Annotated in this window: 18 protein-coding genes; 10 read left to right on the top strand and 8 right to left on the bottom strand. The window is 62.8% G+C overall.

All coding sequences use genetic code 11. The annotated features are described in order from the left end of the window. The first annotated feature begins 59 nt into the window (after positions 1-59). Together DCM79_RS18265 and DCM79_RS18260 are read left to right on the top strand one after the other, a co-directional pair. Positions 60-2,162: a molybdopterin oxidoreductase family protein gene (locus tag DCM79_RS18265; protein ID WP_257175681.1), complete on the top strand. Its 2,103-nt coding sequence runs from the start codon at positions 60-62 to the stop codon at positions 2,160-2,162. Positions 2,163-2,292: 130 nt separating this feature from the next. Further along, positions 2,293-3,075, top strand: coding sequence for an enoyl-CoA hydratase/isomerase family protein (locus tag DCM79_RS18260; protein WP_257175680.1), 783 nt, complete (start codon positions 2,293-2,295; stop codon positions 3,073-3,075). Positions 3,076-3,154: 79 nt separating this feature from the next. Here the strand turns inward: DCM79_RS18260 and DCM79_RS18255 are convergent, their stop codons facing one another. The 3 genes from DCM79_RS18255 to DCM79_RS18245 form a co-directional block, all read right to left on the bottom strand. After that, a complete protein-coding gene (locus DCM79_RS18255) occupies positions 3,155-3,583 on the bottom strand; it encodes a heme-binding protein (protein WP_257175679.1) in 429 nt (142 codons plus the stop codon). Beyond that, positions 3,576-6,551, bottom strand: a complete 2,976-nt coding sequence (locus DCM79_RS18250) for an FAD-binding and (Fe-S)-binding domain-containing protein (protein WP_257175678.1) — start codon at positions 6,549-6,551, stop codon at positions 3,576-3,578. Before DCM79_RS18250 ends, DCM79_RS18255 begins: the two co-directional genes overlap by 8 nt. Before the next feature lie 102 nt (positions 6,552-6,653). Continuing rightward, a complete protein-coding gene (locus DCM79_RS18245) occupies positions 6,654-7,391 on the bottom strand; it encodes a GntR family transcriptional regulator (protein WP_257175677.1) in 738 nt (245 codons plus the stop codon). Between the two features lie 134 nt (positions 7,392-7,525). Between DCM79_RS18245 and DCM79_RS18240 the strand changes: the two genes are divergently transcribed. The 7 genes from DCM79_RS18240 to DCM79_RS18210 all read left to right on the top strand — a co-directional run bounded on the left by DCM79_RS18240 (position 7,526) and on the right by DCM79_RS18210 (position 15,249). Next, entirely contained in the window at positions 7,526-8,728 is a 1,203-nt protein-coding gene (locus DCM79_RS18240; protein WP_257175676.1) for an alanine--glyoxylate aminotransferase family protein, read from the top strand. Between the two features lie 139 nt (positions 8,729-8,867). Beyond that, positions 8,868-10,067 (top strand): alanine--glyoxylate aminotransferase family protein, encoded by a 1,200-nt coding sequence (locus DCM79_RS18235; RefSeq protein WP_257175675.1) that lies wholly within the window; start codon positions 8,868-8,870, stop codon positions 10,065-10,067. Positions 10,068-10,091: 24 nt separating this feature from the next. Then, positions 10,092-10,889, top strand: coding sequence for an enoyl-CoA hydratase/isomerase family protein (locus DCM79_RS18230; RefSeq protein ID WP_257175674.1), 798 nt, complete (start codon positions 10,092-10,094; stop codon positions 10,887-10,889). Positions 10,890-11,063: 174 nt separating this feature from the next. Continuing rightward, positions 11,064-12,017, top strand: coding sequence for a tripartite tricarboxylate transporter substrate binding protein (locus tag DCM79_RS18225; RefSeq protein WP_257175673.1), 954 nt, complete (start codon positions 11,064-11,066; stop codon positions 12,015-12,017). Positions 12,018-12,149: 132 nt separating this feature from the next. Beyond that, positions 12,150-12,692 carry a tripartite tricarboxylate transporter TctB family protein gene (locus tag DCM79_RS18220; RefSeq protein WP_257175672.1) on the top strand — a complete coding sequence of 181 codons (543 nt, stop codon included), beginning with the start codon at positions 12,150-12,152 and terminating at the stop codon, positions 12,690-12,692. A gap of 11 nt (positions 12,693-12,703) precedes the next feature. Then, positions 12,704-14,221, top strand: a complete 1,518-nt coding sequence (locus DCM79_RS18215) for a tripartite tricarboxylate transporter permease (protein WP_257175671.1) — start codon at positions 12,704-12,706, stop codon at positions 14,219-14,221. Positions 14,222-14,376: 155 nt separating this feature from the next. Further along, positions 14,377-15,249 (top strand): outer membrane protein, encoded by an 873-nt coding sequence (locus DCM79_RS18210; RefSeq protein ID WP_257175670.1) that lies wholly within the window; start codon positions 14,377-14,379, stop codon positions 15,247-15,249. A 179-nt stretch (positions 15,250-15,428) separates the two neighbouring features. Here the strand turns inward: DCM79_RS18210 and DCM79_RS18205 are convergent, their stop codons facing one another. From DCM79_RS18205 to DCM79_RS18185, 5 genes are all read right to left on the bottom strand, one after another. Then, positions 15,429-15,926, bottom strand: coding sequence for a hypothetical protein (locus DCM79_RS18205; RefSeq protein WP_257175669.1), 498 nt, complete (start codon positions 15,924-15,926; stop codon positions 15,429-15,431). A 259-nt stretch (positions 15,927-16,185) separates the two neighbouring features. Continuing rightward, a complete protein-coding gene (locus tag DCM79_RS18200) occupies positions 16,186-16,539 on the bottom strand; it encodes a hypothetical protein (protein ID WP_257175668.1) in 354 nt (117 codons plus the stop codon). 927 nt (positions 16,540-17,466) lie between these two features. Continuing rightward, entirely contained in the window at positions 17,467-18,663 is a 1,197-nt protein-coding gene (locus DCM79_RS18195; protein ID WP_257175667.1) for an O-antigen ligase, read from the bottom strand. 170 nt (positions 18,664-18,833) lie between these two features. Then, positions 18,834-20,027: a CaiB/BaiF CoA-transferase family protein gene (locus DCM79_RS18190; protein ID WP_257175666.1), complete on the bottom strand. Its 1,194-nt coding sequence runs from the start codon at positions 20,025-20,027 to the stop codon at positions 18,834-18,836. A 119-nt stretch (positions 20,028-20,146) separates the two neighbouring features. Then, positions 20,147-20,359 carry a hypothetical protein gene (locus tag DCM79_RS18185; protein ID WP_373568083.1) on the bottom strand — a complete coding sequence of 71 codons (213 nt, stop codon included), beginning with the start codon at positions 20,357-20,359 and terminating at the stop codon, positions 20,147-20,149. Positions 20,360-20,650: 291 nt separating this feature from the next. On the opposite strand from DCM79_RS18185, the gene DCM79_RS18180 reads away from it, so the two are divergent. Continuing rightward, a complete protein-coding gene (locus DCM79_RS18180) occupies positions 20,651-22,975 on the top strand; it encodes an FG-GAP-like repeat-containing protein (protein WP_257175664.1) in 2,325 nt (774 codons plus the stop codon). Positions 22,976-23,095 lie beyond the last annotated feature (120 nt).

The following is a 23,095-nucleotide window of genomic DNA, read 5'->3' as shown; positions in this document are numbered from 1 at the left end:
TGGCGCTGCCGGATAAATGCCCCTCGGCTGGACGGTATTTTGGTGTTACGAACTGGGACATGAACCAGCACGCCAAGATTGACGCCAAGATCGAAATCCGCCATTCGACCTGTCCGCATGATTGCCCCTCCGCCTGCGCCCTCGATGTCGAGGTGGTCGAGGGCCGCAGCATCGGCCGCGTCCGCGGCTCGAAGCGGCAGACTTACACGGCCGGCGTCGTCTGCGCCAAGGTCGCCCGCTACGCCGAGCGCATCCATCATCCTGAGCGGCTGATCCACCCGCTGCGCCGCACTGGACCGAAGGGCTCCGGGCAATTCGCGCGGATTTCCTGGGACGAGGCGCTGGACGAGATCGGGCACCGCTTCAACGCCGCCGAGCGCGAGTTCGGCGCGGAATCGATCTGGCCCTATTACTACGCCGGCACGATGGGGCTGGTGATGCGCGACGGTCTCAACCGCCTCGCGCATGTGAAGAAATATTCGCGCTTCTATCAGACCATCTGCGCCAACGTTGCCCGCATCGGCTTTGCCATCGGGACGGGCAAGATCGCCGGCGCCGATCCGCGCGAGATGGCGCTGTCCGACCTCGTCGTGATCTGGGGCACCAATCCCGTCAACACCCAGGTCAACGTGATGACGCACGCCGCCCGTGCGCGGAAAGAGCGCGGCGCGAGGATCGCGGCGGTCGACATCTACGACAACGACACCATGAAGCAGGCCGACATCAAGATCATCCTGCGGCCCGGTACCGACGGCGCCTTTGCCTGCGGCGTCATGCATGTCCTGTTCCGCGACGGCTATGCCGACCGCGCCTATATGGACAAGTACACGGACTGCCCTGCCGAGCTCGAGGCGCATCTGAAAACGCGCACGCCGGAATGGGCGTCCGCGATCACAGGCGTGCCGGTGGCGGAGATCGAGGCCTTTGCCAAGGCAGTCGGCGAGACCAAACGGACCTTCTTCCGCTTCGGCTACGGCTTCACGCGCAGCCGCAATGGCGCCACGCAGATGCACGCGGCAAATTGCATTCCCGCGGTGACCGGCGCCTGGCAATACGAAGGCGGCGGTGCCTTCTTCAACAATTACGCGCTGTGGCACTTCAACGAATCCATGATCGAGGGCCACGATGCCATCGATCCTGGCATCCGCGCACTCGACCAGTCCAAGATCGGCCGCATCCTCACCGGCGACGGCGAAGCCCTGCGCGGCAAGGGGCCGGTCAAGGCGATGCTGATCCAGAATACCAATCCCATGACGGTGGCGCCGGAGCAGGCGCTGGTACGGCAGGGCTTTGCGCGCGAGGATCTGTTCGTCGTGGTGCACGAGCAGTTCATGACCGAGACGGCCCAGATGGCCGACATCGTGCTGCCCGCGACCATGTTTATGGAGCATGACGACCTCTATTACGGCGGCGGCCACCAGCACATCTCGGTCGGGCCGAAGTTGATCGATCCGCCCGGAGAATGCCGCTCCAACCACTGGGTTCTGCAGGCGCTGGCGCCGCGGCTCGGTGCCAGGCATCGAGGCTTCGAAATGACGCCGCGCGAGTTGATCGACGCGACGCTGAAGCTGAGTGGCCACGGCGACATCGGCGGCCTCGAGGCCGATCTCTGGCGCGACCTGCAACCGGATTTCCGCACGTCGCACTATCTCGACGGCTTCGCCCATGCCGACGGCAAATTCCACTTCAAGGCCGATTGGGTCCACCCGCCATTCGGCGTGACCATGGGCGATGTCGACAAGATGCCGTCATTGCCGGATCATTGGGCCGTGATCGAGCAAACCGATCAGGCCCATCCGTTCCGGCTCGCGACCAGCCCCTCGCGCAGCTTCCTCAACACTACCTTCAACGAGACGCCGTCCTCGCAGGCGCGCGAGGGCAAGGCGAGCGTGATGATCCACCCGCTGGATGCCGCCGCCCTCGACATCGCCGACGGCGATGCGGTGACGCTCGGCAATACGCGCGGCGAGACCACGCTGATCGCAACCTTGTTCGACGGCGTGCGGCGCGGCGTCCTGATTGCGGAATCCGTTCATCCCAACAAGAATCATATCGGCGGCCGTGGCATCAACATGCTGACGGGCGCCGAGGCCGTCGCGCCGATCGGCGGGGCCGCGTTCCATGACAACAAGGTCTGGATCAGGAAAGCGGTCGTGGCCTGAGGGGCGCTCCGCGTTAATCTCGAGCAAATTTGCGTCGAGGCGCTAAAGCGCGGCCGCGCCGTAGTTTGCGCTTGCACCTTGCGTCGGAGCTGCCGCAAATGGCGGCACGAAGCGGCGGAAGCGAGCTACCATGACCGAGACCACAGCAATCATTACCGAGAAGCGCGGGCAGGCATTCTGGATCACCATCAACCGGCCGGAGAAGCGCAACGCGCTGAACGGTGAGGTCATCGCCGGCATCACCAAAGGCTATCGCGACGCGCATGACGACAAGGACGTCCGCGTCATCGTGCTGACGGGCGCGGGCGACAAGGCGTTCTGCGCCGGCGCCGATTTGCAGAATTCCGGCGCGGCTTTTGCGATGGACCATTCCAAGCCAAATGTCGACTATGCCGACCTGCTACGTTTGTCACAGAACGCCACCAAGCCGGCGATTGCGCGGGTGGGCGGCGTCTGCATGGCCGGCGGCATGGGCTTGCTCTGCATGACCGACATGGCGGTCGCGGCCGATCACGTCGTGTTCGGCCTGCCGGAGGTCAAGGTCGGCGTGTTCCCGATGCAGGTGCTGAGCCTGCTCCAGCGCATCGCGCCGCCGCGCCTCGTCAACGAATGGGCGCTCACGGGCGAGCCGTTCGATGCCAAGGCCGCGCAGGCTGCGGGTCTGCTCAACTACGTCGTGCCCACGGCCGAGCTGGATGCGAAGGTCGACTGGCTGATCGGCCGCATCGTCGACAAGTCCCCGACCGCGATCCGCCGCGGCAAGTACGCCATGCGGGCCATCGCCGCGATGTCGTTCGACGAGAGCATCGCCTATACCGAAAGCCAGATCGCGCTGCTCGCGATGACCGAGGACGCCAAGGAGGGCCTCAAGGCGTTCAGCGAGAAAAGGAAGCCGGTCTGGACGGGGCGGTGAAGCCTGCGCTCTCGCGTCCGGGGGACGAGCCCGCCGTCATTCCGGGGCTCGCGCCAAGTGGCGCGCCCGGAATGGCAAGTTACCCCGCATTTGCCTTCAACCCCGCGGCTTGAATACCCGCCACCGCGCAGGCCTCGTCGTTGTCCGAGGTGTCGCCGGAGACGCCGACCGCGCCGAGCAGGGTCGTGCCGTCCATGATCAGCACGCCGCCGGGCACGGGCACCAGCGCGCCCTTGGCGATTGTGTTCACGGCATCGATGAAATAGGCCTGCTCCTGGGCGCGTTGGAACAGCGCACGCGAGCCCATGCCCATGGCGAGCGCGCCATAGGCCTTGCCGTGCGCGATCTCGGCGCGCATCAGGCTGGTGCCGTCCTGCGCGGCAGCAAGCTTGAGCACGCCGCGCGCGTCCAGGATGGTCACGACCAGCGGCTTCAGCTTGAGCTCGCCGGCCTTCGCGAGGGCGGCGTCGAGGATCTTGCGTGCAACTTCGAGCGTGAGGTCAGCCATGGCTGGGTTCCTTTGCAGTGGTGGAAGTAGAATTGGGCTCAGCACGATCGAGGCTCAGCGCCAGCACCCGTGCGACGTGGAGCGCCTCGCGCTGCGTGCCGTCGTGGATCTGATGACGGCAGGACGTGCCGTCGGCAACGACGAGCGTCGTTTCACCGGCGCGCCGCACGGCGGGCAGCAGTGACAGCTCGGCCATCTCGATCGAGGCATCATAGGTGTCGGCACCATAACCGAAGGCGCCGGCCATGCCGCAGCAACTGGACTCGATGGTCTCGACCTTGAGGCCCGGAACGAGCCGGAGCACCTGCTCGACCGGCTTGAAGGCGCCAAAGGATTTTTGGTGACAATGGCCGTGCACAACGGCCTTGTCGGCGACGCTGCCGAGCGGCAGTTGCAGCCGGCCGGCTTCGGCCTCGCGCACCAGGAATTCCTCGAAGGTCAGCGCATGCGCGCCGACCGCCTTGGCGTCGTTGTCCTTGCGCAGCGAAGCGAGCTCGTCGCGCAACGTCAACAGGCAGCTCGGCTCGAGACCGACGATCGGCACGCCGCGCGCTGCAAAGGGCGCGAAGGCGGTGACGAGCCGGTCGAGCTCGGCCCTCGCTTCATCGACGAGACCGGCGGAGAGGAAGGTGCGGCCGCAGCAGAGCGGGCGGCCGCCGCTTGCCGGCCTGGGCAGATGTACGCGATAGCCACCGGCCACGAGCACGCGTAGCGCGGCGTCGAGGTTTTCCCGCTCGTAGGTGCGATTGAAGGTGTCGGCGAACAGCACGACCTCGCGGCCGGCTTGCGGGCCAACGCTTTCGGCCGGCGGCACGAACACGTCGCTGCGGAAGGCGGGCAGCGCCCGGCGCGCGCTGATGCCGGCAAAGCGCTCGAACACTCGTCGCAGCCACGGGCTGCGATTACGCAAGTTCGCCAGCGCCGCGAAGCGCGAGGCGAGGCCGGCATAGCGCGGCAGATACGCGACGAGACGATCCCGCAGCGTCAGGCCGTGGCTCGCTGCCCGTGCCGCCAGCACCTCGATCTTCATCTTGGCCATGTCGACACCAACAGGGCATTCGTGGCGGCAGGCCTTGCAGGAGACGCAGAGTTTCAGCGTCTCCATCATCTCGTCGGACGATAGCGCATCAGGGCCGAGCTGGCCGGAGATCGCGAGCCGCAGTGTGTTGGCGCGTCCGCGGGTGACGTCCTTCTCGTTGCGCGTGGCCCTATAGGACGGGCACATCACCCCGCCCTCCAGCTTGCGGCAGGCGCCGTTGTTGTTGCACATCTCGACCGCGCCCTGGAAACCGCCGCCGGCGCCGGGATAGGCGGACCAGTCGAGCTTTGTTTTCAGCTCGCTGACGCGATAGTCGGGCTTGAAGCGAAACAGCGAGCGGTCATCCATTTTGGGCGCATCGACGATCTTGCCCGGATTGAGGACGCCGCCGGGATCGAAGCGCTGCTTCACCTCCCTGAAGTCGGCGACGAGGCGCGCGCCGAACATGGTCTCGTGGAATTCCGAGCGGACCAGGCCGTCGCCGTGCTCGCCGGAATGCGAGCCCTTGTATTCTCGCACCAGCGCGAACGCCTCCTCGGCGATGGCGCGCATCGCCTTCACGTCCTTCTCCAGCTTCAGGTTCAGCACGGGACGCACGTGCAGGCAGCCCTCTGAGGCGTGCGCATACATCGTGCCGCTGGTACCGTGCCTGGCAAACACCTGGTTGAGCCGCGCGGTGTAGTCGGCGAGGTGCGGCAGCGGCACGGCGCAGTCCTCGACGAAGGAGACCGGCTTGCCTTCCTGCTTCATCGACATCATGACGTTGAGGCCGGCGGCGCGAAAATCGGCGATGCCGCTCTGCAGCGCCGGCTCGGTGATCTCGACCACGCCGCCCCATTTGCGCGTATCGTTATTCCAGCCGAAGCCGAGATCGCCCATCAGCTCGCCGAGCTGCTTCAGGCGGATCAGGTTATCCGCCTGGTCCTCCTCGGCGAACTCGACCACCAGCACGGCATCCGGATCGCCCTTGATGGCCGCGGAGATGATCGGCTTGAACATCGCGATGTCGCGGCCGAGCGCGATCATGGTGCGGTCGACCAGCTCGACCGCGATCGGCTTGAGCTTGACCAGATGCTGGGCCGCATCCATCGCCTCGTAGAAGCTGCCGAAATGGCAGACGCCGAGGGCTTTGTTGCGGATCACCGGCCACAGCTTCAGCTCGACCTTGGTGGTGAAGGCCAGGGTACCTTCCGAGCCGACCAGGAGATGCGCCATGTTGTTCGGCGCGTTGCGCGGCACCAGCGCATCGAGATTGTAGCCGCCGACGCGACGTTGCACTTTGGGAAACCGCGCAGCGATCTCCTCGGCCTCGCGGGAGCCGAGATCGAGCATGTCGCGAAACAGCGCCCGGACTTCGTCGCCCGCATCGACATCGGAGAGATCGCGCGAGACTTCGCCGAAGCGGCTCAGCGTGCCGTCGGCGAGGGCAGCTTCCATCGAGAGCGTGTTGTCGCGCATGGTGCCGTAGCGCAAGGAGCGGCCGCCGCAGGAATTGTTGCCGGCCATGCCGCCGATGGTGGCGCGCGAGGCGGTGGAGACGTCGACCGGAAACCACAGCCCGTGCTTTTTGAGCTGCCGGTTGAGGTCGTCGAGCACGATGCCGGGCTCGACCACGCAGGTCCGGCCCTCGACGTCGTGCGACAGGATCCGGTTCAGATGCTTGGAGAGATCGACCACGAGCCCGTCGTTGACGGTCTGGCCGCATTGCGAGGTGCCGCCGCCGCGCGGGGTGACCTTTAGCCCCTCGTCGCGGGCAATCGCCAGCGCCCGCAGGGCCTCGTCCATGGTCTTGGGCGCCACCACGCCAGCTGGCACGATCTGATAGAACGAGGCGTCGGTGGCGTAGCGGCCGCGGCTGAAGGGGTCGAACAGGACGTCGCCGGTCAGCTCCGACCGCAGGCGCCGTTCGAGCGAGGAGGCGTTTGTCATCCCTGATCCCGGACTGATCCAGTAAGGCTCAGCCTTGCTGAGTTATTCATTATCATTCCCGACCGACGCATTATGAATTCAAAAATGAGCAGCTGGCCGCCTTCAAAGCGCGGCCGGCGCGGGCTCTTGGGGCTCGGTCAGGTGCTCGATCGCCGCCGTCCGCTTGTTGCGCAGGTGCTGGAACAGGATGTCGCTGAGCTCGCTGCCGGCTCTCCGGCGCAGTGCATCGAGGATCGCCTCGTGCTCGCGCATCGCTTCCGCCCAGCGTTGCCGCTTGCGGGCGAAATTGGCGGAGTAGCGGACGCGGCGGATTCGGCCCGCGAAATTGGCATAGGCCGTCTTCAGCGTCTCGTTGCGCGCGGCCGCGACGATGCTCTCGTGGATGCGCTGGTTGGCCTGGAAATAGCCGTGCATGTCGCGGTGCAGGTAATGGCCGTACATCTCGTAATGCAGCTGCTCGATCGCGGTGATTTCCGCGTCGCTGATCGCCTCGCAGGCAAGGCGCCCGGCCAGGCTCTCCAGCCCTGCCATGACGTCGAACAGCTCCTCGAGGTCGCGTTGGCTGAGCTGGCGCACTCGTGCGCCGCGGTTGGGCAAAAGCTCGATCAGGCCCTCGGCGGCAAGCACCTTCAGGGCCTCGCGCAGGGGCGTGCGGGAGATGCCGAGCATCTCGCAGAGTTGCCGCTCGGGAATGCGGCCTCCTTCCGGGATGTTGCCTTCCACCACGTAGTCGCGCAGCCGCAGCAGGATCTCGCCGTGAAGCGAGGGCTCGGGGCGCTCGCCGTCACTGCCTGCGGCGGGGGTGATCGGAACCCCATTGTCGGGAATCGTGGATTTCATTTGCAGCACAATAGTTTGCCCGTCTGGTCGCGTCGACGTCCACAATCGAATACCAAAATTCGATTGTAATGACAAAAAATGAATGCAAAATTGGACGAGGCAAACCGGTCAGAGTCGCCGACTGGGAGGTTTTCATGCATCAGGGACGTCATTTCCTTCAGATTCCGGGCCCGAGCCCGGTCCCTGAGCGCGTCCTGCGCGCCATGGACATGCCCGTCATCGATCACCGCAGCTCCGAGTTCGGCGAGCTCGGCCGCGCCGTGCTCGAAGGCAGCCAGCAGATCTTCCAGACCAGGGGTCCGGTCGTGATCTTCCCCTCCTCGGGCACGGGGGCCTGGGAGGCTGCGATCGTCAACACGCTGTCGCCGGGCGACAAGGTGCTGATGGTCGAGACCGGCCATTTCGCCACGATGTGGCGGCAGATGGCCGGCCGCTTCGGCATCGAGGTCGATTTCGTCCCAGGCGATTGGCGGCGGGGCGCCGACCCGGCGGTGATCGAGGCAAAGCTCACTGATGACACCGCGCACGCGATCAAGGCCGTCATGGTCGTGCACAACGAGACCTCGACCGGCGCCACCAGTCGCATCGCCGAGATCCGCGCTGCGATCGATCGCGCCTCGCATCCCGCGCTGCTGATGGTCGACACCATCTCCTCGCTCGGCTCGGTCGACTATCGCCACGACGAGTGGAAGGTCGATGTCAGCGTCAGCTGCTCGCAGAAGGGTTTCATGCTGCCGCCCGGCCTCGGCTTCAACGCGATCTCGGAGAAGGCGCTGGCTGCGTCCAAAGCCAACCGGATGCCGCGCTCCTATTTCGACTGGGAGGAGATGCTCAAGCCGAATGCAAAAGGCTTCTTCCCCTACACGCCCGCGACCAATCTGCTCTACGGCCTGCGCGAAGCGATCGCGATGCTGCTGGAAGAGGGGCTCGACAACGTATTCGTGCGTCATCAGCGGTTGGCGGCTGCGACCCGGGCTGCCGTCAATCATTGGGGCCTCGAGATCCTTTGCCAGGAGCCGGCCGACTACTCGCCGGTGCTCACCGCGGTGCTGATGCCGCCGGGGCACGATGCCGACCAGTTCCGCAAAGTTGTGCTCGACAATTACAACATGTCGCTCGGCTCGGGCCTGTCGAAGGTCGCAGGCAAGGTCTTCCGCATCGGCCATCTCGGCGAATGCAACGCGCTGACGCTGCTCGGTGCGCTCACCGGCGTCGAAATGGGCCTCTCGGTCGCCGGCGTGCCGCACCGCGCCGGTGGCGTCGACGTCGCGATGAAGCTCCTGGAGCAGCGCCCGCAGGGCAATGCCTCGCCGCATCTGAAGATCGTCGGCGCGTAAGGGGGCGACTATGGCAGGGACGGCAGACGAGGGCAGGCCGGTCCGCCATGGGCGGACCAACCCTTTCGAAAGAGGACAAGCCGGTCAAATGGTGCTATTCGGCGCCCACCAAACCAAGGCTAGACCGGGAAGGACGCCGATGACCGTGCATACTGGAAGGCATTTCTTACAGATTCCAGGACCGACCAACGTGCCCGATCGCGTGCTGCGGGCGATGGACATGCCGACGTTGGACCATCGCGGTCCGGAGTTCGCCGAGCTGGGTTTTGCCGTCCTTGCTGCGATGCAGCGGGTGTTCCGCACCAAGCAGCCGGTGATCATCTTCCCGTCGTCCGGGACCGGCGCCTGGGAAGCGGCGATGGTCAACGTGTTCTCGCCGGGCGACAAGGTGCTGATGTGCGAGACCGGCCAGTTCGCCGTGCTGTGGCGCGGCATCGCCGACAAGTTCAAGCTCGAGGTCGACTTCATCCCGAGCGACTGGCGCCATGGTGCCGACCTCGCCGAGATCGAGAAGCGCCTGTCGGCCGACAAGCAGCATGCGATCAAGGCCGTCTGCGTCGTCCACAACGAGACCTCGACCGGCTGCGTGACGCCGCCGCTGGAGGTGCGCAAGCTGCTCGATCGGGTCAAGCATCCGGCGCTGTTGATGGTCGACACCATTTCCGGGCTCGGCTCGATGGAATACGAGCACGATGCCTGGGGTATCGACGTTTCGGTTGCCGGCTCTCAGAAGGGACTGATGCTGCCGCCCGGCCTCGGCTTCAACGCCGTCTCGGAAAAAGCGCTCGCGGTCGCCAAGGCCAACCCCGGCATGCGCTCCTACTGGGACTGGCAGGAAGTCATCAACTTCAACAAGCTCGGCACCTTCCCTTATACGCCCGCCACCAATTTGCTCTACGGCCTGCGCGAAGCGGTCAAGATGCTGGAGGAGGAAGGGCTGGAAAACGTCTGGGCCCGCCACAAGCGCCACAGCGCCGCCACGCGTGCTGCGGTCAAGGTCTGGGGCCTGGAGACGCAGTGCTCCGACCCGGCCGCGCACTCGCCGGCACTGACCGGCGTGCGCGTGCCTGAGGGCTTTGATGCCGACGCCTTCCGCAAGGTGGTGCTGGAGAACTTCGACATGTCGCTCGGCACCGGCCTGAACAAGGTCAAGGGCAAGGTCTTCCGCATCGGCCATATCGGCCATTTCAACGATCTGATGCTGATGGGCACGCTCGCCGGCGTCGAGATGGGCCTCGATCTCGCAAAAATTCCGCACCGCAGCGGCGGCGTGTTGGCGGCCATGGACGTCCTGAAGGGGCGCGAGGCGGTGCAGATGACCAAGGCTCAGGTGGCCTGAACGAACTTGGAAAGTGAGCGCGTGATGAACGCACCTGCGACGACCAACCAAGACCTGCTCTACTCCGTCCAGGACGGCATCGCGCGGATCACTTTCAACCGCCCCCAGGCGCGCAACGCCATGACCTTCGCCATGTATGACCGCATGGCGGAGATCTGCCTGGAGATCAACGCCGACCGCTCGATCAAGGCGTTGATCCTGACCGGCGCCGGCGACAAGGCGTTCGCCTCCGGCACCGACATTTCCCAGTTTCGTGCATTCAAGACCGCGCAGGACGCGCTCGATTACGAGGCGCGCATCGACCGCGTGCTCGGCACGCTCGAGCAATGCCGCGTGCCCGTGATCGCGGCCATCGCCGGCGCCTGCACCGGCGGCGGCGCGGGCATTGCCGCCTGCTGCGACTTACGCATCGGCACCGAGACGACGCGGATCGGCTTTCCGATTGCGCGCACGCTCGGCAACTGCCTGTCGATGTCCAACATCAGCCGCGTGGTCGCCTTGGTCGGACCCGCCCGCACCAAGGATATGATCTTCAAGGCGCGCCTCGTCGAGGCGCAGGAAGCCCTTGCGCTCGGCCTGCTCAACGAGGTCGTGCCCGACGTCGAGACGCTGCAGCGCCGCGCCGACGAGACCGCAAAGCTCGTGGCCAGCCACGCCCCGCTCACGCTGGAGGCGACCAAGGAAGCCGTGCGCCGCATCCGCCGTACGCTGTCGCGCGAAGAGGGCGAGGACCTGATCCTGAAGGCCTATATGAGCGAAGATTTCCGCGAGGGCATGGACGCCTTCCTCAACAAGCGCGCGCCGGTCTGGAAGGGCAGGTAAGTCCACGCGCTTTCGGCTTCGTCAGCCGAAAGTCATAGGGTTCGACCGGCTCGCTTGCTTGAACTCGTCGGTGATAGTCCGCACAATGCAGGGATAAAAGTTTCCGCACTACAACTCAATAAACATCAGGGGACGAAACTCGTGCGAATTCCAGGGAAAGCCGTCGGCGCTGCAATGGCGCTGTTGTTGAGCACGCCGGCATTTGCCGGCTGGGAGCCGGCCAAGCCGGTCGAGATCGTGGTGGCGGCAGGCGCGGGCGGTGCCTCCGACCAGATGGCGCGGATGATGCAGGCCGCGATCCAGAAGAACAATCTGATGAAGCAGCCGATCGTCGTCTCGCTCAAGGGCGGCGCCTCGGGTGCGGAAGCGCTGATGTACATGAAGTCCAGCGAGGGCGATCCGAACAAGGTGCTGATCGCCTATTCGTTGATCTACATGCTGCCGCTGTCGGCGAAGATCCCCTTCAATTGGCGTGAGCTGACCCCGGTTTCGGTGGTCGCGCTCGACCAGTTCGTGCTGTGGGACAACAGCGCAGGTCCCAAGACGGTGAAGGAATTCGTCGCGGCCGCGAAGGCCGCGAGTGCGCCGTTCAAGATGGGCGGCACCGGCTCCAAGCGCGAGGACCACGTGCTGACCGTCTTCCTCGAGCAGAAGACCGGCGCGAAGTTCTCCTATCTGCCCTACAAGTCCGGCGGCGAGGCCGCGACCCAGCTGGTCGGCAACCACACCGAAGCCAACGTCAACAACCCCAGTGAAAATCTCGAAGTCTGGCGCGCCGGCCAGGTGCGTCCGCTCTGTGTGTTCGATAAGGAGCGCATCTCCTACACCAGCAAGGTGACGGACACCCAGTCCTGGGCCGACATTCCGACCTGCAAGGAGGAGGGCGTCGACGTGCAATATCTGATGCTGCGCGCGATGTTCCTGCCCGGCAAGGTGACGGCCGAGCAGCAGGCGTTCTATGTCGATCTCTTCCACAAGGTAACGCAGACCTCGGAGTACAAGGAGTACATGGAGAAGCAGGCCTTGAAGCCGATCTTCCTCACCGGCAAGGACATGGTGCAGTTCCTCGAGGAGGATGACGCGCTCAACAAGTCGCTGATGACCGAAGCCGGTTTCGTCGCGAAGTAGCCACCTCTGGCGTCATGCCCCGCGAAGGCGGGGCATCCAGTATCGCACAGAGCTCAACGTTACGGCTTCTGGACGGAGTACTGGATCATCCGCTTTCGCGGATGATGACAGCGCAATTTGATTTGGCAGCTCATGTCCCAAACCGATATCGAAATCGTCGTCGACGATCCGACCGCGCCCGAAGACGATTCGCCCTCCGTCGTGTCCTCCGGCACGATCGAGATCGTCGTCTGCCTGCTGCTGCTCGCGCTGGCCGTCACGCTCGGCTACGACAATTGGCGCACCGGCGCGTCCTGGGATTCGACCGGGCCCGAGCCCGGATATTTCCCATTCTATCTCTCGGTCATCCTCGGCGGCGGCAGCCTCTACGGCCTGATCGCGGCGCTGGTCGCGCATCGCAAGGCGGCAGAGGCCTTCGTCACGCAGGCGCAGGCGCGCCGCGTGCTGGCGGTGTTCGTGCCGACGCTGCTGTTCTGCCTGGCGATGCAGTTCCTCGGCCTCTATGTCGCGAGCTTCCTCCTGATCGCAGGCTTCATGCGCTTGGTCGGCAAGATCGCGCTGTGGAAGTCGCTGCTCACGGCCTTCGTGTTCACGGCGATCATGTTCGTCACTTTCGACGTCGCCTTCGACGTCATCATGCCGAAAGGGCCGCTCGAAGCGGCCTTCGGCCGCTAGGCGGGCCTGCCATGGAAGCTTTCGGTCTCCTGCTCCACGGTTTTGCCGTCCTGCTGACGTGGAAGACGCTCGTCCTGATGATGGTCGGGCTGGTGCTCGGCATCTTCGTCGGCGTGCTGCCGGGCCTCGGCGGTCCCAACGGGGTCGCGATCCTGTTGCCGCTCACCTTCACGATGGATCCGACCTCGGCGATCGTGATGCTGTCCTGCATCTATTGGGGCGCGCTGTTCGGCGGCGCGATCACCTCGATCCTGTTCAACATTCCCGGCGAAGCCTGGTCGGTCGCGACCACCTTCGACGGTTATCCGATGGCGCAGCAGGGCCGGGCCGCGGAGGCGCTGACCGCGGCGTTCACCTCCTCGTTCATCGGCTCGCTGGTCGCGGTGCTGCTGATCACCTTCCTTGCGCCGATGATCTCGTCCTTCGCGCTGAAATTTGGTCCGCCCGAGTTCTTCGCGGTGTATCTGCTCACCTTCTGCTCCTTCGTCGGACTGGGACGCGAGGCCAAGCACAAGACGGTCATCTCGATGTCGCTGGGGCTGCTGCTGGCCGGCATCGGCATGGATACCGTGTCGGGCAATCTGCGCATGACCTTCGGCTCGCCGGAATTGCTCCGCGGCATCAACTTCCTGGTCGCCGTCATCGGCCTGTTCGGCATCAGCGAGATCCTGCTGACGATGGAGGAGCGGCTGGCGCTGCGGGGACATGCGGCGAGCATTTCCCTGCGCGTCGTGCTCGGCGTCTGGAGGGACCTGCCGAAATACTGGATGACGCTGCTGCGCTCCTCCTTCATCGGCTGCTGGCTCGGCATCACCCCGGGCGGCGCGATCGCGGCCTCCTTCATGGGTTACAATCTTGCCAAGCGTTTCGCCAAGGAGCCGGAGAGCTTCGGCAAGGGCCGCATCGAGGGCGTGTTCGCGCCCGAGACGGCGGCGCATGCCTCCGGCACCTCGGCGCTGCTGCCGATGCTGGCGCTCGGCATTCCCGGGTCGGGCACGGCGGCGATCCTGCTCGGCGGGCTGATGGTGTGGGGGCTCAATCCGGGACCGCTGCTGTTCGTCGAGCACAAGGACTTCGTCTGGGGCCTGATCGCTTCGATGTATCTCGGCAATGTCGTCGGCCTCGTGCTGGTGCTGACGACGGTGCCTATCTTCGCCTCGATCCTGCGCGTGCCTTTTGCCGCGGTGGCGCCGATGATCGTGGTGTCCTGCGCGATCGGCGCCTACGCGATCCAGAACGCGATGTTCGACATCTGGCTGATGCTCGGCTTCGGCGTGGTCGGCTACGTCTTCAAGAAGATCGGCATTCCGCTGGCGCCGTTCACCCTCGCGCTCGTGCTCGGCAACCGCGCCGAGGATGCCTTCCGCCTCTCGATGATCGGCTCCGGCGGCACGCTGAAAGTGTTCTGGTCGAACGGGCTGGTCGGCTCGATCACGACACTCGCGATCGTCCTGCTGTTCTGGCCCCTGATCGAGCGCTTGCTCGGCCGGGTCGGCTGGAGCCAGCGGGACAAACTGGCGAGGTCATGACAAGCGAGTTTTTTCAGTATCTTAGCTTGTCGTGTCGCAATAGGCCGGTTGCTCAAGCCTAGTGCTTCTCCCCAAATGTTGCTGCCGGGCGACAGCCTCGGCCGTCCTTGGCGCCTATGCTCCCCTGGATTTCCAGTCTTTCGGAGGGCATTGCAATGAAGCAGGTTGTGATAGGCATTGTGGCGGCATCGCTGGTCGCGAGCAGTGCATTGGCCGCCGACCTGGCATCGAAACCCTACGTGAAGGCCCCGCCGGTGGTCGATCCGGTCTGGAGCTGGACGGGCCTCTATGCCGGATTGAACGCCGGATACAGCTGGGGCCGCGCGGACACGACCATCGCGCCGATCGCACTGCCATTCCCGGCCACGCAATTCGGTGCGTTTGGCCAGAACGTCGATGGTTGGCTGGCCGGCGGTCAGCTGGGCTACAACTGGCAGGTCGATCCGAAATGGGTCGTCGGCCTCGAGGGCGACATTCAGGCGACCGGCGAACGTTCGTCGCGGACGGTGACCACGACAAGCGCGCGCTACGGTTCGAATATCATCGGTCTTCCAATCGGCTCCGACTTCAATTCCATTGCAACGCTCACCGCAAATCTTTCCTACGACCTGCAGTGGTTCGCGACGTTCCGCGGGCGCGTCGGCATCCTGTCGGATCCGCAGACCCTCTGGTACGCGACCGGTGGTCTCGCTGTCGGCGAGTTCAAGTATTCCTCCGCGACCAATCTTGGAATCCAGGTCTTCGGGCCGGGCCTCGGCGGCACCACGCCGGTGGGCGCGTTCAGCTTTCCGATCGGGGCGGCGGTGTCCAGCAGCGATACCCGGCTCGGCTGGACATTGGGCGCCGGCGTCGAACGCAAGTTCACCCGGAACTGGTCGGCCAAGCTCGAATATCTCTACATGGATTTCGGCACCAAGACTTACTTCGCGGGAACCGCCAACCAGGCGGACGTCAGTTTCCACGATCACGTGCTGCGTGCCGGCTTCAACTATTCGTTCACCCCGACCCCCGTCGTCGCGAAATACTGAGCTGTCCAGAGCGAGGCGCCTTCGATGCCCGGCAATCCTGCCGGGCATCGTCGTTTCCGGCCCAATTCACACCACCTTCGCATCTCTGAGCTTGGCGATCTCGTCCGCACCGAGGCCGAATTCCTTCAAGACCTCCTCGGTCTGCTCGCCGATATCGCGGAACCCGGATTGTAGGGCGCTTAGATTTGGTCCTCCTGACAGAAACCGTCTGGCGCGTCTCGCATCTCACGACTTTCTCGGTAACCTGTAGCTCTAGCAATGAGGCACGTCATGCTCGAGCGTTGGAGCTGCTCGGCGATAATTTCGGCGCGGCGAGCAATGTTGCGCTGAGTGACATTTAACACTCCGGCCTGTTTGGCGCGGGCAAAGACGGCGCAAACCTCAGGGAGGAAACTCGCTACGTAGCCGACCGTCTTTAAGCCTTGCTCGGTGCGGAATTCAATTTGATTGGCCAGCACGACCAAACCTTCGCCGATAAATGGCTTAAGATTTCGCGTTGCTAAGAAAGCGGGCAGATTGCTGCTCCTGCGATACGGGCGCCCTTTGGGGGGCCGAATGCGACCCAGGCCCCACATGAAGCCAACCTGAGTCATCACGCGCTGGCCGTTATCGAGGATGGCGACCTCGATCTCGATGTCGCCAAGTCGAAGAACGCCTTGATGTGTTGCCTGTGGCAAGTGTCGCGCCCAACGAGCCTTGGCAGCCTTCCGAGCGATCTCCCTCCGCTCGTCACCCGACAGCGCGGCTGCTCTTGCAGTGCCGCCAGCGGCTCGGGCGGGAACTCCCCACTGCACCTTCCAGCGCGTTCTCCGCCGGTCGTGGTCCAAACTCACTTTTCGACGCGTATTCATTCTTCAGGACTATGGTCGGATCGGACAATTGCAGTACGACATACAGGCAAAGAGGGACCATGTTAAGTGATCGTCCGCGCCAATGTCACGCCGTGAGTAAAGCCGGATCATTTAAGACGGCCTTGACGCGCGCGGGGGAGGGGCAGTGCCAGACGGCGGTGCAGAAGGCTTTCAGCATCACATCCCTACACCGAATTTGTGGAACCGGTCGGAAGGTTGCCAGAATAGCTTGAGCAACGCTGAGCGCCTGGTAGACATCCCGTTCCTGATAGAGCTTTGGACCAAGGAGGCTTCCCAGCAATCCACCCCAAAAGCTGTGCTTGTGAGTACGTACGAGGACACCCTTCTTGCCCACGGAGATCCAACAGGCGTCTCCGCTCTCCAGTATGATGGTCGCGTCGTGGCCAAACCTTTCGTTGATGTAGAGCAGGCGCGGCATCACGTCATCACCCCTCAGCTCTTCCCTTTTCGGGAATTTCGCTCGAAGCGGTTAGTACTTGAAAATAGTTTAGTCCCGATTGGCATCACTATTACTCTCTCCGGGCCTATCGGCTTGGCGGCCCGCTTGTAACGCGGTGAGGCTGTCCCATTCCAGATATCATTCCATCTCACCCGGGTTGTGGTTTCGTGCTATACTGTTTCATGGAACGAGGGCTTGCGCTTAGGGCCGATCACCCTCACGGGCGCGAGTTTCGGCGTCCAGTCACCAAGACTGTTATTGCTTAGATCAGACTGAATGAGCGACGGCCTGCCTGAACCGTCCGCAGGGCATGCCGTCAAACGCAATTTGTCATTGACTCTGTCGCGACCACAGGGCATCGGCTTCCAAAGGGGCCGATTCTGCCTCTTCGCTGTTTCGAGTGATGCCACGGGTCGCTGCAATAGAAAGCAAGTGTCCAGGTTTGAAGCGCTCCTTATCCGTAGATGAGCATCGGCTATAGGCTTGTGATCTGGGGAACGAAAGCCGCCCCGCCCCGCCCCAGCCAGACCAGTTGGCGATAGAGTACGTGTCGATTGAGCAGATAATGAGAGAAGATCGTCTTCGCCATTTAGCCTTCGGCGGTTTATTCTATCTCCTGGATCGTTGGAGAGTCAGGCGCATGCCGCTTGTTTGTCCAAACTGTTCTGAGCAAGCATCGCCGGCCACCTACGCGCAGGGACGATGCGCGGTTCGTAAGGACTTGCATTGCGACGCATGTGGTGCAACGAGCGATGTTGCTGGATGGCGATTAGCGGCAGATTACAAAAAGAGCGGGGCGAGGTTGCCGTCACTGTCCGACAACTGAAAGTTCTATTCTGTTGTCGTCCATATCTGGACAGTCGGTCAGGTAATCTTTTCCAGGTGGCACTTGTCGAGGCCGCTGTTCTATCGTGAGGCCCCCGTAAGCTTGTTGCGGTGTTGGAGAATCCGCCCTGCTGCGAGACTGACGCCTATCACGTAGATCCAACCGGGCACAAAATCGAACAGATGCGAATTGAAAAGCGAGCTGACAAAATTCTGTACAACGACGATGAAGCCAAGCCACGGATAAAAGCCAGGCCCTCGAAAAAAACTGACATGACAAATCCACATTGCGTAGAGGACGACGCAACCGATCAAGCCCCATTGCACGGCGGCACTAAGCGTTTGGTTATGTGGGTTGCTGATTGTCTCCGCCGCTAGTCCTGTTTGACCTAGGGCGGCACGATCGAATAGCATCTGCACGGAGCCTGTGCCGTGTCCGAGCAATGGCGCTTCGCGAATGAACCCGAGAGACTTGCGCCAATACTCCAGCCGCAATCCAGTTGACGTTATCTCGTTGCTGGCGCCGTATTTTGAAGACTCAAGTAAGATACTATTCGTGCGGTTTTGTAAGTTGGGTGAAGCAAGCCACGCGGACCCGGCAGCCAATATGAAAAGTCCGATCCCTCCATAAAAGAGTGAGCGTGGCAAATAAAATGCGCCAAAAAAGAGCAGCATCACCGGCGTATATATTAGCGCTGTCCGAGCGAGTACCACGAAGGACAGGTCGGCTAGAAACGCGATTGATAGCGCAAGTAGAGGCAGAGCTAAGTGAAGTTTGCGGGCCTTAAATAGCTCTAAGATCGGCCAAGCGAGAACCACGGCGCACAGGGCAAATGATTGGCTTTGATCAATGTAATTCTTGACAGGAACGCCAGGCTGCAAACTCGCAGTGGGGGTGAGATTTGGCACAAAAACTGTGGCCCAGGACAGGGCCAGTAGAACAACACAAGATCCGAGGAAAGCCCATAATATCCAAACCGTACGCGACGATTTATAGAAGTGATACAGGAAGAACGGCATCATAAAAAACTTTAGTGTGGGATTTACACCCCGCAGGCGCGCGCCCAAGGAGACATCCGTCGCCCACAAAGTGCCTAATAACGCGAGCGCAAACAATCCGACGGCAAAGCCGCTTCTGGAGCAGCGTACCAAATCTACAAGTTCTGCAAGACGTATCCTCGTACACACATTGAGAACCAGAAGGGCGCTGAAGATCGAGGTGATGGTTGTGGACCACGGCAGCGACGCGACTGTGATCACAGCGAGGAGATCGCCCATGGCTGTCGAGCTCGATAGGGTCAGACAGCGCCGAAGATGTTGAGTCCAGCTACACTGCTTCCCTTGTACAGTAGATGAGCTAAACTGGTTTTCCATAGTTCCTCGTCGGTATGCTTGCGCGGCGCCTTTTCGGGCGGGTACGGTGATCGCAGCTCAATGAGTTGAGCAAATCAGACGACGCCGGCTTCTCTCAAAGTTGCGATCTCGTCCGCACCGAGGCCGAATTCCTTCAAGACCTCCTCGGTCTGCTCGCCGAATTCCGGCGGCCGCGCCACCATCCTGCTCGGCGTGCGTGACAGCGTCACCGGCTGGCCGACCAGGCGGATCCGGCGGCCCTCCTGGTTCGGCACGTCCTGGGCGATGCCGAGATGCTTGACCTGGGCGTCCTCGAACATCTGGTCGATGGCATAGATCGGCCCGCAGGGCACGCCGGCCTCGTTGAGCTCGCGGACCCAGGTCTCGGTCGACTTCGTCACGGTGCGCTTCTCGATCTCGGCGTTGAGCGCATCGCGGTTCTTGGAACGGGCAGGGGCCGTCGCATAGTCGGGATGGGCATAGAGCTCCGGCGCGCCGATCGCCTGCGCGCAGCGCTCCCAGATCCGTCCACCGGTCGTGGCGATGTTGATGTACCCGTCCGAGGTCTTGAACACGCCGGTCGGGATGCTGGTCGGATGATTGTTGCCGGCCTGCTTGGCGACCTCCTTCTCCATCAGCCAGCGTGCGGCCTGGAAGTCGAGCATGAAGATCTGGGCCTGCAGCAGCGACGTCTGCACCCACTGGCCCTTGCCGGACACCTCGCGCTCGAGCAGCGCGGTGAGGATGCCCATGGCGCAAAACAGGCCGGCGGTCAGGTCGGCGACGGGAATGCCGACCCGCATCGGGCCTTGGCCCGGTGCCCCAGTGATCGACATCAGCCCGCCCATGCCTTGCGCGATCTGATCGAAGCCGGGCCGCTTGTGATAAGGGCCGTCCTGGCCGAAGCCGGAGATGCTGCCATAGACGATGCGCGGGTTGATCGCGGCGAGGCTGTCATAGTCGATGCCGAGCTTCTTCTTCACGTCGGGCCGGAAATTCTCGACCACGACATCGGCCTTGGCGGCGAGGCGCTTGAACAATGCGAGCCCGCGCTCGTCCTTCAGGTTCAGCGTCATGGCCCGCTTGTTGCGATGCAGATTCTGGAAGTCGGAACCTTGCCGGGGGCCGCCCGGCTGCTCACCGCCGGCGTCCTCGGTCAACGCGTCGATCTTGACGACATTCGCGCCCCAGTCCGCCAGTTGCCGCACGCAGGTCGGCCCGGAACGGACGCGGGTCAGATCGAGCACGGTGAAGCGCGACAGGGCTTCCGAGGCATGCGGAAAGGGCATCTTGAAAGGCTCCGGGACAGATTGCGGGCCTACCATAGTGCCGAAAGATCACGCCACAAGTCCGCGCCGACGCCGATCCCGCCTGCCGAAATGCCATGCCTGATGCGCTGCCTGCGAGATCAGCGCGACAGGCGCTTCAGTTCGACGCGCGCCTGCTCGGCCAGGGGATCGTCGGGGTGGCGTGCGATGAAGAGCTCGAGGGCTTCCCGCGTTCCCTTGCGGTGTGCGGCTTCGTATTCCTCCGCCACCGCAACAGCAGGGTCGCGGGCCATCGGCATCACGGGCGCGCGCACCGCCTTGCCCTTGTCGTCGGCCTTGGCCTTTTCCACCATGACAGGCAGTCCTCCGAGGGGGTGATGGCTCAATCCGGCGAGCGCGAGCAGGGCGCCAAACAGGCGAGCTGGAAATCGAGGTCGTGTCATGAAGACCCTGCAAATCACGGGTGTTCCGGGAAACGAGACCCTTGTTCGCGGTCCGTATGACTACGGGTTTTGATGGCTAACATCGTCTTATCGAAGGCAGACGCACGCCACTGCCCCATTTAAACCAAACGTTTAACTCTCAAGCTAGAATCATGTGCCTTAGTGGCGAATCACGCCCAATGCGTTGCTCTGGAGAGTAAATTGGCCACCGCTGTCAGTGTCAGTGCCACCAACAACGCCGAGGTCGACGGCCTGCTGTCCGGTTACAAATGGACCGGCACGATCACCTATAGCTTTCCCGACGCGTCGAGCGACTATTCTAACCCTTATTACGGCGGCGACAGCGAGCCAACCACGTCGGGCTTTTCCTCGGCACCCACCCAGATCCAGGCGGCGATCAACTACGCGATCGGGCTGATCCTCGGTTACACCAACGCCAACATCCAGTACGCGGGCACGAACGGTGCCGACATCATGGTCGCGCAATCGCCGGCGGCCAATCCGACTGCTTACGCCTACTATCCCTTCAATTACGCGCCCGGCGGCGACATCTGGTTCGGCACCCAATACAATTTCTCGCTGGCCAAGCTCGGCAATTACTACTTCACGACCGCGCTGCACGAGCTCGGCCACGCCATCGGCCTTAAGCACAGCCAGGAGGCCGGCGGCCCCGCCAACGTCGCGGTGCCGAGCGCGCATGACAGCAGCGAATACACCGTCATGAGCTATCGCAGCTATGTCGGCGCTTCGACCACGGGGGGCTACACCAATGAAGCGTACGGATATTCGCAGACCTACATGGCGAACGATATCCTCGCGCTCCAGACGATGTACGGGGCGGACTTCACGACCCAGAGCAGCAGCACCGTTTACACCTGGAATCCGACCACCGGGCAGCAATCCATCAACGGCGTCGGGCAGCTCGCGCCGGGCGGCGGGGTCGGCGGCTCGGCCAACCGCATCTACGAGACGGTCTGGGACGGCGGCGGCGTCGATACCTACGACCTGTCGAACTACACGACGAACCTGAGCCTCAACCTCAATCCCGGCGCTTCGTCGGTGTTCTCCTCCGTGCAACTGGCGTATCTCGGTGACGGCCATTACGCCTCTGGCAACGTCTACAACGCCCATCTCTACAATAGCGACGCACGCTCCTACATCGACAACGCCATCGGCGGATCCGGCAACGACACCATCATCGGCAACGCCATCGCCAATACGCTGACCGGCGGCGGCGGTAACGACACGATCACCGGCGGGGCTGGCAACGACACCATCGCCGGCGGCGCCGGCACCGACACCGCGGTGTATTCGGGGAACGAGGCCAATTACGTCATCGCCTACAATTCAACGACGCAGACTTTCACCATTGTTGACCAACGTTCCGGTTCACCCGATGGGACTGATACGGTGGCGGGTGTTGAGAATTTTCGCTTCGGCGATGGCACGGTTGCTGGCACGACGTTGATGAACAATCTGCAGCCTGCGGGAGCGGGATGGATTGCCACGATCGAGCAGGACTTCAACAGCGACGGCTTTGACGACATTCTTTGGCTGCAACCGTCAACCGGAGCTGGGAAGGTCGCCTATCTTTCCAATGGCGCCCTGACCAGCTTTGACTCGTTCACCACGATTGGTAAGGGGTGGACCGCTATCGGCCATGGGGACTACAACCATGACGGGAATATCGATATTCTTTGGCAGAATCAAGCGACTGGGCAAGCCAAGGAGAGCCTTCTTTCGGCAGGGCAAATCTCCAATACATTCGATGTCGGTGTCATGAGCTCGGACTGGCAGCTCATATCGTCCGGTGATTTCAATGGCGATCAAACGGACGACATGCTCTGGCGAAATAAAGCTACTGGCGAGGGAATTGAGTGGTTCCTGCAAAACGGCTACGCGACGTCCTGGATGAAAGTCGGCGTCATGACGCCGGATTGGAAAGTGGCATCAACAATCGACCTCAATCACGATGGAACAACAGACGTTCTTTGGCAAAACACCAAGACGGGCGAGGGGATCGAGTGGTTCTGTCAAAGCGGCTACGCAGTGGCCTGGCAGAGAGTTGGGACAATGGGTGCAGGCTGGGATGTCGTCGCGACTGCCGATTTTAACTTCGATGGCCGTGTGGACCTGCTCTGGCAGAATGAAGTCAGCGGTCGTCTGATCGAGTGGTTTGTTAATGATCAGGGGCTTGCGTTTGATTGGAAAGACCTAGGGACCCCTGGGTCCAGCTGGAAAGTGTCAGGGGTGTTGGATCTGCATGCCGCCGACGGGCCGACGATCTTGATGCAGAACGCAGCGATCGGCATCACGACTGCAATTTCTAGTGCGGTCCAGGGGATCGCCACGTCATTAGCATCGCAGTCTGCATCGACCAGCGTGGCGTGGCAAGCTGACGCAAGCGGTCCCTCTCTGGTGGCTGACTCAAGCGGAGCACCTCAAAATCCTACAGCCGGTTCACTTCAGCAGGATCACGACACCTTTAACCTCCTGGCTCACTCATCCGATTTCATGTTGATCTGACATTTGCACGAAATGCCTGAGAGTGGCACGCAGCTATTGGTCGGGTTGAGCTGTCATTTTTGGCAAGGCTCTCGGACGATCCTTCGTTGAGCCCATGACGGGCCATCGTGAAGCGATGGT

Source organism: Bradyrhizobium sp. WBOS07, assembly GCF_024585165.1.
Classification (GTDB): domain Bacteria; phylum Pseudomonadota; class Alphaproteobacteria; order Rhizobiales; family Xanthobacteraceae; genus Bradyrhizobium; species Bradyrhizobium japonicum_B.
Note: the sequence above shows the minus strand (reverse complement) of the source record. Positions and strands in the feature narration are given on the sequence as shown.

Bases quoted from the DNA above. Each gene is read 5' to 3' on its own strand.
- DCM79_RS18265 (WP_257175681.1), top strand. From the start codon at position 60: ATGAACCAGCACGCCAAGATTGACGCCAAGATCGAAATCCGCCATTCG.
- DCM79_RS18260 (WP_257175680.1), top strand. From the start codon at position 2,293: ATGACCGAGACCACAGCAATCATTACCGAGAAGCGCGGGCAGGCATTC.
- DCM79_RS18255 (WP_257175679.1), bottom strand. From the start codon at position 3,583: ATGGCTGACCTCACGCTCGAAGTTGCACGCAAGATCCTCGACGCCGCC.
- DCM79_RS18250 (WP_257175678.1), bottom strand. From the start codon at position 6,551: ATGACAAACGCCTCCTCGCTCGAACGGCGCCTGCGGTCGGAGCTGACC.
- DCM79_RS18245 (WP_257175677.1), bottom strand. From the start codon at position 7,391: ATGAAATCCACGATTCCCGACAATGGGGTTCCGATCACCCCCGCCGCA.
- DCM79_RS18240 (WP_257175676.1), top strand. From the start codon at position 7,526: ATGCATCAGGGACGTCATTTCCTTCAGATTCCGGGCCCGAGCCCGGTC.
- DCM79_RS18235 (WP_257175675.1), top strand. From the start codon at position 8,868: ATGACCGTGCATACTGGAAGGCATTTCTTACAGATTCCAGGACCGACC.
- DCM79_RS18230 (WP_257175674.1), top strand. From the start codon at position 10,092: ATGAACGCACCTGCGACGACCAACCAAGACCTGCTCTACTCCGTCCAG.
- DCM79_RS18225 (WP_257175673.1), top strand. From the start codon at position 11,064: ATGGCGCTGTTGTTGAGCACGCCGGCATTTGCCGGCTGGGAGCCGGCC.
- DCM79_RS18220 (WP_257175672.1), top strand. From the start codon at position 12,150: ATGTCCCAAACCGATATCGAAATCGTCGTCGACGATCCGACCGCGCCC.
- DCM79_RS18215 (WP_257175671.1), top strand. From the start codon at position 12,704: ATGGAAGCTTTCGGTCTCCTGCTCCACGGTTTTGCCGTCCTGCTGACG.
- DCM79_RS18210 (WP_257175670.1), top strand. From the start codon at position 14,377: ATGAAGCAGGTTGTGATAGGCATTGTGGCGGCATCGCTGGTCGCGAGC.
- DCM79_RS18200 (WP_257175668.1), bottom strand. From the start codon at position 16,539: ATGCCGCGCCTGCTCTACATCAACGAAAGGTTTGGCCACGACGCGACC.
- DCM79_RS18195 (WP_257175667.1), bottom strand. From the start codon at position 18,663: ATGGGCGATCTCCTCGCTGTGATCACAGTCGCGTCGCTGCCGTGGTCC.
- DCM79_RS18190 (WP_257175666.1), bottom strand. From the start codon at position 20,027: ATGCCCTTTCCGCATGCCTCGGAAGCCCTGTCGCGCTTCACCGTGCTC.
- DCM79_RS18185 (WP_373568083.1), bottom strand. From the start codon at position 20,359: ATGGTGGAAAAGGCCAAGGCCGACGACAAGGGCAAGGCGGTGCGCGCG.